Source organism: Lelliottia sp. SL45, assembly GCF_026672535.1.
GTDB lineage: Bacteria > Pseudomonadota > Gammaproteobacteria > Enterobacterales > Enterobacteriaceae > Enterobacter > Enterobacter nimipressuralis.
Genome location: NZ_JAPPRH010000003.1, coordinates 1,287,776 through 1,299,985, shown reverse-complemented (window position 1 = coordinate 1,299,985; position 12,210 = coordinate 1,287,776). Strand labels below are relative to the sequence as shown.

Annotated in this window: 9 protein-coding genes, 2 tRNA genes and 1 other RNA gene; 5 read left to right on the top strand and 7 right to left on the bottom strand. The window is 54.4% G+C overall.

Annotation, left to right across the window (positions count from 1 at the left end):
- Window positions 1–102: 102 nt before the first annotated feature.
- From galU to rssA, 3 genes are all read right to left on the bottom strand, one after another.
- On the bottom strand, window positions 103–1,011 hold the full coding sequence (galU, locus tag OVA10_RS12240; RefSeq protein WP_100779934.1) for a UTP--glucose-1-phosphate uridylyltransferase GalU: 909 nt from the start codon (window positions 1,009–1,011) through the stop codon (window positions 103–105).
- A 197-nt stretch (window positions 1,012–1,208) separates the two neighbouring features.
- Entirely contained in the window at window positions 1,209–2,222 is a 1,014-nt protein-coding gene (gene rssB / locus OVA10_RS12235; RefSeq protein WP_102103885.1) for a two-component system response regulator RssB, read from the bottom strand.
- An 88-nt stretch (window positions 2,223–2,310) separates the two neighbouring features.
- Entirely contained in the window at window positions 2,311–3,213 is a 903-nt protein-coding gene (rssA, locus tag OVA10_RS12230) for a patatin-like phospholipase RssA (protein ID WP_100779932.1), read from the bottom strand.
- A 115-nt stretch (window positions 3,214–3,328) separates the two neighbouring features.
- Here rssA and OVA10_RS12225 point away from each other — a divergent pair, with 115 nt between their 5' ends.
- From OVA10_RS12225 to OVA10_RS12205, 5 genes are all read left to right on the top strand, one after another.
- Window positions 3,329–3,787: a YchJ family protein gene (locus tag OVA10_RS12225; protein WP_107703432.1), complete on the top strand. Its 459-nt coding sequence runs from the start codon at window positions 3,329–3,331 to the stop codon at window positions 3,785–3,787.
- Between the two features lie 47 nt (window positions 3,788–3,834).
- The gene (purU, locus tag OVA10_RS12220; protein ID WP_100779930.1) at window positions 3,835–4,677 is read left to right on the top strand and encodes a formyltetrahydrofolate deformylase; all 843 of its coding nucleotides are present in this window, start codon (window positions 3,835–3,837) and stop codon (window positions 4,675–4,677) included.
- A gap of 156 nt (window positions 4,678–4,833) precedes the next feature.
- Window positions 4,834–4,918 (top strand) — tRNA-Tyr (locus OVA10_RS12215).
- Between the two features lie 26 nt (window positions 4,919–4,944).
- Window positions 4,945–5,029 (top strand) — tRNA-Tyr (locus tag OVA10_RS12210).
- Between the two features lie 40 nt (window positions 5,030–5,069).
- A non-coding RNA gene (locus OVA10_RS12205) (RtT sRNA) lies at window positions 5,070–5,200 on the top strand.
- Window positions 5,201–5,380: 180 nt separating this feature from the next.
- On the opposite strand, the gene narI is transcribed toward OVA10_RS12205, so the two are convergent.
- Genes narI through OVA10_RS12185 form a run of 4 tightly spaced genes read right to left on the bottom strand, consistent with a single transcriptional unit; the run spans window position 5,381 to window position 12,040 of the window.
- Window positions 5,381–6,058: a respiratory nitrate reductase subunit gamma gene (gene narI, locus OVA10_RS12200; RefSeq protein WP_268196031.1), complete on the bottom strand. Its 678-nt coding sequence runs from the start codon at window positions 6,056–6,058 to the stop codon at window positions 5,381–5,383.
- Entirely contained in the window at window positions 6,058–6,768 is a 711-nt protein-coding gene (narJ, locus tag OVA10_RS12195) for a nitrate reductase molybdenum cofactor assembly chaperone (protein WP_100779928.1), read from the bottom strand. The genes narI and narJ overlap by 1 nt, the downstream gene beginning before the upstream one ends.
- Window positions 6,765–8,300: a nitrate reductase subunit beta gene (narH, locus tag OVA10_RS12190; protein WP_102103888.1), complete on the bottom strand. Its 1,536-nt coding sequence runs from the start codon at window positions 8,298–8,300 to the stop codon at window positions 6,765–6,767. Before narH ends, narJ begins: the two co-directional genes overlap by 4 nt.
- The gene (locus tag OVA10_RS12185; RefSeq protein WP_100779926.1) at window positions 8,297–12,040 is read right to left on the bottom strand and encodes a nitrate reductase subunit alpha; all 3,744 of its coding nucleotides are present in this window, start codon (window positions 12,038–12,040) and stop codon (window positions 8,297–8,299) included. Before OVA10_RS12185 ends, narH begins: the two co-directional genes overlap by 4 nt.
- Window positions 12,041–12,210 lie beyond the last annotated feature (170 nt).

Genomic DNA, 12,210 nt, shown 5'->3' with positions numbered 1-12,210 from the left:
CTATTAGTGCCAACTTCCTTACATACCCTCGGTGCCGGTATCAGGCATAAAAAAACCGGTGGAGTAAGACTCACACCGGTTTCGACCATCACAGGGGGCAGATTAGTTTTTAATACCCATGGTCTCTTTCAGCCAGGCTTTAAATTCTTCGCCCAGTGAGTTGTGGCGAATACCATATTCAACGAAAGCCTGCATATAACCGAGTTTATTACCGCAGTCATGGCTCTTGCCTTTCATGTGGTAGGCTTCAACGGTCTCTTTTTCGATCAGCATATCAATGCCATCGGTCAGCTGGATTTCGTCGCCAGCGCCCGGAGGGGTTTTCGCCAGCAGTGGCCAGATCTCTGCGCTCAGCACATAGCGACCAACAACCGCGAGGTTAGACGGCGCCACATCGGCTTTCGGCTTCTCAACCACACCGACCATTGGCACGCTCTCACCTGGCTTCAGATCAACGCCTTTGCAGTCCACAACGCCATACGCAGTCACGTCTTCAACAGGTTCAACCATGATCTGGCTGCTGCCGGTTTCGTCAAAGCGACGAATCATATCAGCGAGGTTGTCCTGAGAGAGGTCTGATTCGAACTCATCGAGAATCACGTCTGGCAGAATAACCGCGACCGGCTCATCGCCGACAACCGGATGTGCGCACAGCACAGCGTGTCCCAGGCCCTTAGCCAGCCCCTGACGCACCTGCATGATGGTCACGTGAGGTGGGCAGATTGACTGAACTTCTTCCAGCAGCTGACGTTTAACGCGTTTTTCCAGCATGGCTTCAAGTTCAAAACTGGTATCGAAATGGTTTTCGATAGAGTTTTTGGACGAATGGGTCACCAGCACAATTTCTGTAATACCGGCAGCAATACATTCATTGACGACATACTGGATTAATGGCTTATCGACCAAAGGCAGCATTTCTTTCGGAATTGCCTTTGTGGCCGGTAGCATCCTGGTTCCCAATCCCGCTACCGGGATAACGGCCTTTGTAACTTTCGAATTTAGGGCAGCCATTGAAATCTCCTGAACTGTTCAAGTTTTGAACTTTATGCATTGAATAACGCGACAAGTATATCAGTCTCGTTCAGTAAACCGGGTCTGAAAAGGGCACGTTACCCATCAATTAGGATAAATACGTATCAAACTGGCAGTGATAGTAGCACTGCCGTTAAAACGAAGGTAAAGCTATCTGACGAATAAAATTCAACTGCTTATTCCGTGGACAACATTAAGCGTAAACGCCCACCTGCTCCCCAAATTTGACACTGCCAGGACGCGCAGCGGTGACTTATTTGATTAAGATAAGTCGTACCCAGCGTTCCTAAAGGAACACCATTGCTGACCTGAATATGATGCTCACCGGTATTCAGCGTGGCGTTTAGACCCGCAGAGACCAGAATGAGATTTTTTAATTCGCTATGGTAATAACCGACTAACAGCGGAAACTGTCCCGGCAAATTGGCCTGACGGAAAAGATGGTTCACCTGTTTCAGCAATGCCCCTAATTCAGGAAGTCGCTGCCCCTGATGGGAGAGCTGTTCTTGTAACAAACCGTTAAATAATGCCCGCAATAATAATGCCGCTAATACCCCATTATCACCCGCTCTCGTCACATCGAGGCAATAAAATGCCAGGTCAACATCCGATAACGGTGCAATATCAAGCACCAGGCCGTGCTGATCTGCGGCAACAAGTTGTCGATAGTTAATTCTGCAATGCGATATATTCTGCTGAACCGGTGGCTGAAGTTCTTGTAAAAGCTTAGCAGCAGCATGGGGATTACTGACCAGCGCATCCCAGTCCTGGAAAAGGCGTTCTTCTTCCTCAACGCGGGAATTAAACATATTCGGATAGAGGCAGGCAAAAACCGTTTCCCGCAGACGGTTCAAATCTTTTACCGGCTTCAGGAGGACATCCTGCACGCCGAGACGCAGCGCTTTGGCGATGTCGGCCATATTCTCGGTCGCGGAGATCACAAGGATTGGCGTCTGATCACCTTCATTGCGCAGATGCTCCACCAGTTTAAGCCCGTTCATGCGCGGCATCGCGATATCACAAATCATCAGATCGGGCTTGGCTGACGCCATTTTTTCCAGTGCATCCACCCCATCAACGGCCAGTATGGTCGTTGCGCCCAGCGAACTTAACCACGAATCCATCAGCGAACGGAAAACGGGCTCGTCTTCGACTATCAGAATCTGTTTTCCTGCCAATGGCTGTGTCATGGTCTCTCCTCTGGCAGACGATAAATCAATAGTGGCATGCTATTGGTACTACCGCCTGTCAGATTTTGCTGAAGTCTTCAAAAAAGGGCTAAGCTGTCGCTCGCACCAAAGGTAACAGTTCGTCCATTTTTTTCTCAACAGCCAGTGCTCCGGCGGCGATCGCCGCATCTGCGCGATGGAAGTCGAGTGTTGATATTTGCGGACAGAATGGCTGAATCAGAATATCCGGAGGATCACCCGCCATTCGATTTCGCTTCAGGCGATTCTCCAGTACCTGAATAGAAGTGGTCATGATCTCCATTGCCGTCGGCGCGGAGACCATCCGGCGCGTCGTTGCACGCCCTAAACGCTCACGCAGGCGCTTATGCCAGGCAAGCTTTTCGTTTTCCGTTTCGTCGTTCTGGAGATTCACCGGCATTAAATCTTGTTGCATCAGGTGGGCGTCATGCTGCAAATCGACGGCGATAACAATATCAGCGCCCATCGCGCGGGTCAGCGAGATCGGTATGGGATTTACCACGCCGCCATCCACCAGCCAGTAGCCATTATGAGGAACCGGTGCCATCAGGCCAGGAATACTGCAGGACGCACGGACGGCAAGGTGGATATCACCCTCGGTGAACCAGATTTCCCTGCCCGTGCTGAGATTGGTTGCCACAGCGCCAAAGGGCATCTGGCAATGGTTGAAGTCATCCAACGGCATGATTTGGCGGAACTGGTTAAACACGCGCTCCCCGCGCAGCAGGCCGCCGCGTTGCCATGAAAGATCCATCAGGCGCAGTACGTCCCAGTAGCTAAAGGAACGCACCCACGTTTCGAGTTCCGGCATTTTACCGCACGCGTAGGCGGCACCCACCAGCGAACCAATTGAACACCCTGCTACAAGATCAACATCGACACCCAGTCTTTTTAGCGCGTTAATCACGCCAATGTGCGACCAGCCCCGGGCTGCACCTGATCCCAGCGCCAGACCAATTTTTACCTTTCTCATTAGCCCTGTTTGACTTCCCCTGGATTCCTAACGTAGCGTCATCGCTACTGCTCAGTTAACATAGTGCCACCTGGGCGTTTAAACGCCGTGACTTTTTTATTCCAGGAAGAGAATTGTGTCTCAACTCTGCCCCTGTGGTAGCGCCCTCGAGTATAGCCTATGTTGCCAGCGATATCTTTCTGGCAACCAGGTTGCACCCGATCCATCACACCTAATGCGCTCCCGGTATGCTGCTTTTGTGATCAAAGACGCAGACTACCTGATTAAAACCTGGCACCCCTCGTGCCACGCCGCTGACTTCCGCCAGGAAATTGAAGCCGGATTCGCCAATACGCAATGGCTCGGCCTGACGCAGTATGAAACCGCCCCCGGCAGCACGCCCAACGAAGGTTTTGTCAGCTTTGTTGCCCGATTTATCGAGCACAATAAGCCCGGCGCCATCATCGAACGCTCCCGGTTCATACTGGAGGGCGGACAGTGGTACTATATTGATGGTACTCGTCCGCAGTTTGGTCGTAACGACCCCTGCCCCTGCGGTTCAGGTAAAAAATTTAAAAAGTGTTGCGGGCAATAACGCCTGACCACAAATAACAAGCAAACACTCAACAGGATTTCCTCGCGATGCAATCATTACAACGCAAAATACTGCGTACCATTTGCCCGGACCAGAAGGGTTTGATCGCCCGTATTACCAACATTTGTTACAAGCATGAACTGAATATCGTGCAGAACAACGAATTTGTGGATCACCGCACCGGCCGCTTCTTTATGCGCACCGAACTGGAAGGGATCTTCAACGACACCACCCTGCTCGCCGATCTCGATGGCGCGTTACCGGAAAACTCCATCCGTGAACTGACCCCAGCCGGGCGTCGCCGCGTGGTGATTCTGGTCACCAAAGAGGCCCACTGCCTGGGCGATCTGCTCATGAAAGCCAATTACGGTGGTCTGGACGTCGAAATTGCCGCGGTAATTGGCAACCACGATACCCTGCGTACCCTGGTTGAACGTTTTGATATTCCGTTCGAGCTGGTGAGCCATGAAGGCCACACCCGCGAAGAGCACGACGATCTGATGGCTCAGGCCATCGAAGCGCACAACCCGGACTACGTGGTGCTGGCGAAGTACATGCGCGTGTTGACGCCATCATTCGTTTCCCGCTTCCCGAATAAGATCATCAACATTCACCACTCGTTCCTGCCGGCGTTTATTGGTGCGCGTCCTTATCACCAGGCCTACGAGCGTGGTGTGAAGATCATCGGTGCAACCGCCCACTATGTAAACGACAACCTGGATGAAGGCCCGATCATCATGCAGGACGTGATTCACGTCGATCACACCTACACGGCGGAAGACATGATGCGTGCCGGACGCGACGTCGAGAAGAACGTGTTAAGCCGCGCGCTGTATCAGGTGCTCGCCCAACGCGTCTTCGTTTACGGCAACAGAACGATTATTCTTTAATCCTTTGTGAAATGAATTGATTAGCTTTGCGCCTTTACGGGTAAAAAGCAGACAAACGAATCGTTTTCATCAAAGGAATGCTTTACAGGGGCGCGTCATTTGATATGATGCGCCCCGCTTCCAGCAAGAAGCAGGCCAGTAAAAGCATTACCCCGTGGTGGGGTTCCCGAGCGGCCAAAGGGAGCAGACTGTAAATCTGCCGTCATCGACTTCGAAGGTTCGAATCCTTCCCCCACCACCATCTCAACGCTCAAGCATCATACCCCTGGCGGGGTTCCCGAGCGGCCAAAGGGAGCAGACTGTAAATCTGCCGTCATCGACTTCGAAGGTTCGAATCCTTCCCCCGCCACCATCTCGAAGATTAAATCCAAACTTTTTATCCGCAGAATATTTCATATTCCCATTGGGGAAGGATGAGAAGCTTCGACTAAGGTTCGATTCGAGCGTAGCGAGAAAGCGTTGCCGCAGGCAACGACCCGAAGGGCGAAGCGCAACGCGCTGAGTCATCCTTCCCCCGCCACCATTTCTCAGACCAAATCCCAACTTTTCTGTTCGCGCAATATTTCCTATTTCCGTCCACCTTTTCTTCCCCATTAAATATTTAACCGACTTTCACACACCTGCTTTTCTCTCGTCGTAATCCGTTTCCAGAGGCGAAAAAAACCCCGCCGAAGCAGGGTTTTGTTCATTCAGCATGCGCCGCTTAGCGACGTGCGCGAACGATCTGATATCTACGCGTCAGATACTCGACCGGCACGCTCCAGATATGCACCAGGCGCGAGAACGGGAACAGCACGAACAGCGTCATACCCAGCACCAGATGCATGCGGAAGATAAACGCCACCCCGTCGAGATGCGCGGACGCCCCGCCGTGGAAGGTCACCACAGACTGCGCCCAACCAACCAGTTTCATCATTTCGCTGCCGTCCATATGTTGGGCAGAGAACGGAATCGTCGCCAGACCCAGGGCGCACTGAATCACCAGCACCGCCATCACCAGAATATCAGCAACTGTCGTGGTCGCACGGATGCGAGGGCTGAACAGACGGCGTTTGAGGAGCAGCAAACCGCCCACCAGACACATCAGGCCCGCAGCACCACCACCAAACATCGCCATTTTCTGTTTCACGTCCAGCGGCAGCCAGGCTTCATACATCCAGTGCGGTGTCAGCATCCCGAAGGCATGGCCTGCAATCACACCCAGAATCCCGATGTGGAACAGGTTAGACGCCAGGTTCATCCCTTTGCGATCCAGCATCTGGCTGGAGCCTGCACGCCAGGTGTACTGGCCGTAGTCGTAGCGCAGCCAGCTGCCCACCAGGAACACGGTACCCGCAATGTAAGGATAGATATCGAAGAAGAACATATTCAGGAAGTGCATTAGTGCTGTCCTCCGTTAGAGATATTCAAATATTGCGGGGCGACAGCTCCGGCAAAACGACGCTGGTGAGCCGAGATTTCTGACTCGCCACAGTTCTGGTCAGCAAGGAATTTCACCTGCTCTTCTTCCCACACCGCATCCAGCGCCTGTGGGGTATCATCGCGCGCTTCATCGGCGATTTTCTCCGCCACTTTATCGCTGTCGATGGCGGTATTCGCCAGTTTCACCAGCAGATCGAACAGCACCGCATAGCGGCTTTCACGCTGCTTCAGGCGCGCACTTAACAACGCCAGAATCGGCGCGATGTCCTGCAAACCGCCCAGCGCCTCTTCACGCGGCAGCTGAGCCAGATATTCCAGGTAAAGCGGGAGATGATCCGGCAGTTCGCGGCTGTCTAACTGCAAGCCCTGAGCTTCGTACTGTGCCATCAGGTCAACCATCGCCTGGCCACGATCGCGGGATTCACCGTGAACGTGTTCGAACAGCAGCAGCGAAGTCGCACGGCCACGGTCGAACAGCTGGCTGTAGTCAGACTGCGCGTCCAGCTGATCCTGAGTGAGTAAATCACGCAGGAAAATACCCAGCGCCTGTGCATCTTCTTTATCCAGATTTTCTGATGACGCGAGTGCATCAAAGAGTTCCTGCTGATGCTGCCACAGGGCAGCATCAGGGTACTCGAGCAGACGCGAAACAATGACGAGTTCAATCATTGGTGCGGCTCCGTTTTGCTGGTCACATCCATCGCATCAATGCGACGGCTGTTAAACAGGTTGAATTTGCTGTCTGAACCGTGGCAACCGTCGCCAAAGGTAAAGCCACAACCGCTCTTCTCCGGGAAGGCTTCACGCGCCAGCTCACGGTGGCTGCTCGGCACCACGAAACGATCTTCGTAATTCGCAATCGCCAGATAGCGGTACATCTCCTGCGCCTGGGCTTCGCTTAAACCCACCTCTTCCAGCGCGCGGGTATCGATCACACCCTCGACCGTTTCCGCGCGTTTGAAATGACGCATCGCCAGCATACGTTTCAGGGCCAGCAGCACCGGCTGGGTATCGCCTGCGGTGAGCAGGTTCGCCAGGTACTGAACCGGGATACGCAGGCTTTCCACGTCCGGTAAAATACCGTTGCTGCCCAGCTCACCCGCATCGGCAGCGGACTGAATCGGTGACAGTGGCGGCACGTACCAGACCATCGGCAGCGTGCGATATTCTGGGTGCAGCGGCAGGGCCAGCTTCCAGTCCATCGCCATTTTGTACACCGGCGACTGCTGTGCGGCGTCAATCACGCTCTGCGGGATACCGTCTTTCAGCGCCTGCTCGATCACTTTTGGATCGTTAGGATCGAGGAACACGTCCAGCTGACGCTGATAGAGATCTTTCTCGTTCTCGGTGCTTGCGGCGGTCTCAATCGCATCCGCGTCATACAGCAGCACGCCCAGATAACGAATACGGCCTACGCAGCTTTCAGAACAGACGGTCGGCATACCCGCTTCGATACGCGGATAACAGAAGATGCACTTCTCGGACTTCCCGCTCTTCCAGTTGAAGTAGATCTTTTTGTACGGGCAACCGGTAATGCACATCCGCCAGCCGCGGCACTTGTCCTGGTCGATCAGGACGATGCCGTCCTCTTCACGTTTGTAGATCGCACCGCTCGGACAGGTCGCCACACACGCCGGGTTGAGGCAGTGTTCGCACAGACGCGGCAGATACATCATGAAGGTATTTTCGAACTGACCGTACATCGCCTTCTGCATGTTTTCGAAGTTCTGATCTTTCGACAGTTTCTCGAATTCGCCGCCCAGATCGTCTTCCCAGTTCGGACCTTTACTGATTTTGTCCATACGCTGGCCGGTGATCAGTGAACGCGGACGGGCAATCGGCTGATGTTTCCCTTCTGGCGCGTTGTGCAGATTCTGGTAGTCAAAATCAAACGGCTCGTAGTAATCGTCGATGCCCGGCAGGTGCGGGTTAGCGAAGATTTTACCCAGCAGCAGCGCTTTGTTACCCATGCGCGGCACCAGTTTGCCGTTGATCTTGCGGATCCAGCCGCCCTTCCATTTTTCCTGGTTTTCCCAGTCGGTCGGGAAACCGGTGCCCGGCTTGGTTTCTACGTTGTTAAACCACGCGTATTCCGCGCCTTCGCGGCTGGTCCAGACGTTTTTACAGGTGACTGAGCAGGTATGACAGCCGATGCATTTATCCAGATTCAGCACCATGCCGACTTGTGAACGAATTTTCATTTTACGCTCTCCTGTACCTGGTCATTACCTTCGCCATCTAACCAGTCAATATTCTTCATCTTACGCACCACCACGAACTCATCGCGGTTGGAGCCGACCGTACCGTAGTAGTTAAAGCTGTACGCCAGTTGCGCATAGCCGCCGATCATGTGAGTCGGTTTTGGCGTGATACGCGTCACCGAGTTATGGATACCGCCGCGCTGCTGGGTGATTTCAGAACCCGGCAGGTTCACGATACGTTCCTGCGCGTGGTACATCATGGTCATCCCGGCTGGCACACGCTGGCTTACCACCGCACGTGCCGTCAGCGCACCGTTGCTGTTGAACACTTCAATCCAGTCGTTATCCACGATGCCCAGATCTTTGGCATCCACTTCGCTCATCCAGACAATTGGCCCACCGCGACCTAAAGTCAGCATCAGCAGGTTGTCGCTGTAGGTAGAGTGGATACCCCACTTCTGGTGCGGCGTCAGGAAGTTCAGCGCTTTTTCCGGGTTACCGTTGGATTTCTCGCCCATCACCTCTTTCACCGAACGGGTGTCGATTGGCGGACGGTAAACCAGCAGGCTTTCACCGAAATCACGCATCCACTGGTGGTCCTGATACAGGGACTGACGGCCGGTAAGGGTACGCCACGGGATCAGCTCGTGCACGTTGGTATACCCGGCGTTATAGGACACATGCTCATCTTCCAGACCAGACCAGGTCGGGCTGGAGATAATTTTGCGCGGCTGGGCCTGAATATCACGGAAGCGGATTTTCTCGTCTTCTTTATTCAGCGCCAGATGCGTGTGGTCACGACCGGTAAACTCGCTGAGTGCAGCCCAGGCTTTTACCGCCACCTGACCGTTGGTTTCCGGTGCGAGGGTCAGGATCATCTCTGCCGCATCAATCGCCGTGTTCAGCATTGGCTGGCCTTTCGCCGGGCCGTCCGCTTTGGTGTAATTGAGCTTACGCAGCAGATCCATTTCGCTCTGGGTGTTCCAGGCGATGCCTTTCCCGCCGTTACCGATTTTCTCCATCAGCGGGCCGATAGAGGTAAAGCGCTCGTAGGTGGCAGGATAATCACGCTCCACCGGAATGATGTGCGGCGCGGTTTTACCTGGGATCAGATCGCATTCGCCTTTTTTCCAGTCCTTCACATCCAGCGGCTGCGCCAGTTCGGCGGCGGAGTCGTGCTGGATGGGCAGCGTCACTACGTCGGTTTCCACACCCAGGTGGCCTACGCACACTTCTGAGAACTTTTTGGCGATGCCTTTGTAGATTTCCCAGTCGCTTTTGGAATCCCACGCCGGGTCAACGGCCGCAGACAGCGGGTGAATAAACGGATGCATATCCGACGTATTCATGTCGTCTTTTTCGTACCAGGTCGCCGTCGGCAGCACGATATCGGAGTAGAGACAGGTACTGGAGAGACGGAAGTCCAGCGTCACCACCAGATCCAGCTTGCCGTCGAGACCGTTGTCTTTCCACTCGACTTCTTCAGGTTTCACGCCGCCCTGTTTGCCCAGATCTTTACCCTGAATACCGTGGTCAGTGCCCAGCAGGTACTTCAGCATGTATTCGTGACCTTTACCGGACGAACCGAGCAGGTTCGAACGCCAGATAAACAGGTTACGCGGGTGGTTTTTGCCGTTTTCAGGCTGTTCCGCCGCAAAGCGAAGCGAGCCGTCTTTCAGGGATTTCACGGTGTAATCGACCGGTGACATACCGGCTTTTTTCGCTTCTTCTGCGATGCGCAGCGGGTTAGTGCCCAGCTGTGGCGCAGAGGGCAGCCAGCCCATGCGTTCTGCACGCACGTTGAAGTCGATGAGATGTCCGGTATAGCGGGATTTATCCGCCATTGGCGACAGCAACTCCTGCGCGGTCACGGTTTCGTAACGCCACTGGCTGGAGTGGTTGTAGAAATAGGAGGTGCTGTTCATGTGACGCGCCGGACGCTGCCAGTCGAGGCCAAACGCCAGCGGCTGCCAGCCGGTCTGCGGACGCAGTTTTTCCTGGCCCACGTAGTGTGCCCAACCGCCGCCGCTCTGACCGATACAGCCGCAGAACACCAGCATATTGATCAGGCCACGATAGTTCATATCGAGGTGATACCAGTGGTTCAGGCCCGCGCCGACGATAATCATCGAACGACCGTGAGTTTTGTCAGCGTTGTCGGCGAATTCACGCGCGATACGGGTGATTTGTGCGCGTGGCACGCCCGTCACCTGCTCTGCCCACGCCGGGGTATACGCTTTGATGTCGTCGTAGCTGGTTGCACAGTTTTCGTCGTTCAGACCGCGTTCCAGACCGTAGTTGGCCATCGTCAGATCGTAAACGGTGGTCACCAGTGCGGTCGATCCGTCAGCCAGTTGCAGACGTTTCACCGGCAGTTTGTGCAGCAGGATGTTTTCCAGCTCCACTTTCTTGAAGTGTTCAGAACCTTCGCCGCCGAAGTACGGGAATCCGACTTCCGCGATATCGTCCTGGCTGCCCAGCATACTGAGGCGCAGTTCGGTCTCATCACCGGTGGTCGCGTTACGTTGCTCGAGGTTCCATTTGCCTTTTTCACCCCAACGGAAACCGATGGAGCCGTTCGGCGCGACCATATCCCCTTCATTGTTGAAGGCGACGGTTTTCCATTCCGGGTTATTTTCCTGGCCCAGCGCATCCACCAGATCCGCCGCACGCAGCATACGACCCGCTGCGTAGTAGCCGTCTCGCTCTTCGAGCATCACCAGCATTGGCATGTCAGTGTAGCGACGCACGTAGTCGGTGAAATACTGGCTTGGTTTGTCGAGGTGGAATTCACGCAGCATGACGTGACCCATCGCCAGCGCCATCGCGGCATCGGTACCCTGCTTCGGTGCCAGCCACAGATCGCACAGTTTCGCGATTTCGGCGTAGTCCGGCGTTACGGCAACGGTTTTGGTGCCTTTGTAACGTACTTCAGTAAAGAAGTGGGCGTCCGGAGTACGGGTCTGCGGCACGTTAGAGCCCCAGGCGATGATATAGCTGGAGTTGTACCAGTCCGCGGATTCAGGAACGTCAGTCTGTTCGCCCCAGGTCTGCGGAGAGGCTGGCGGTAAGTCACAGTACCAGTCGTAGAAACTCAGGCAGGTCCCGCCGATGAGAGACAGGTAGCGCGCGCCCGAGGCGTAAGAGACCATCGACATCGCCGGAATTGGCGAGAAGCCTGCCACGCGGTCCGGGCCGTAGGTTTTAACGGTGTAGACGTTGGAGGCCGCAATCAGCTCGTTCACTTCCTGCCAGGAGGAACGAACAAAACCGCCGCGTCCACGCGCCTGTTTAAAGCTTTTCGCTTTATCAGCGTCTTCAATAATGGAGGCCCAGGCATCAACCGGATCGCTGTGCTGCACTTTCGCTTCACGCCACATCTTCATCAGGCGTTTACGCATCAGCGGGTATTTCAGGCGGTTAGCGCTGTACAGATACCAGGAGTAGCTCGCACCACGCGGGCAGCCGCGCGGTTCATGGTTTGGCATATCCGGGCGGGTACGCGGATAGTCGGTCTGCTGCATTTCCCAGGTAACCAGACCGTTCTTAACGAAGATCTTCCAGCTGCAGGAACCGGTGCAGTTTACACCGTGTGTAGAACGAACGACTTTATCGTGCTGCCAACGTTGACGGTATCCATCTTCCCAGTCCCGGTTGGTTTCCAGAACCTGACCGTGCCCATCGGCAAAGGTCTCGCCCTTCTGCTTGAAGTAGCGAAACCGGTCCAAAAATTTGCTCATCGGGTATCTCCTGTGTGGAGCCTGTGGCTCTCTAAATCGACATTGCTGATTTGCAGCGAAGGTAACGCTATGAAAGATGGCGGGAATTGATAACGATCAAGGCGAGCGGGCTCTATAACGCAGGGTATTAGGGCGAATACCACCAAAGCGGTAGAAAAATTAATTTTTTA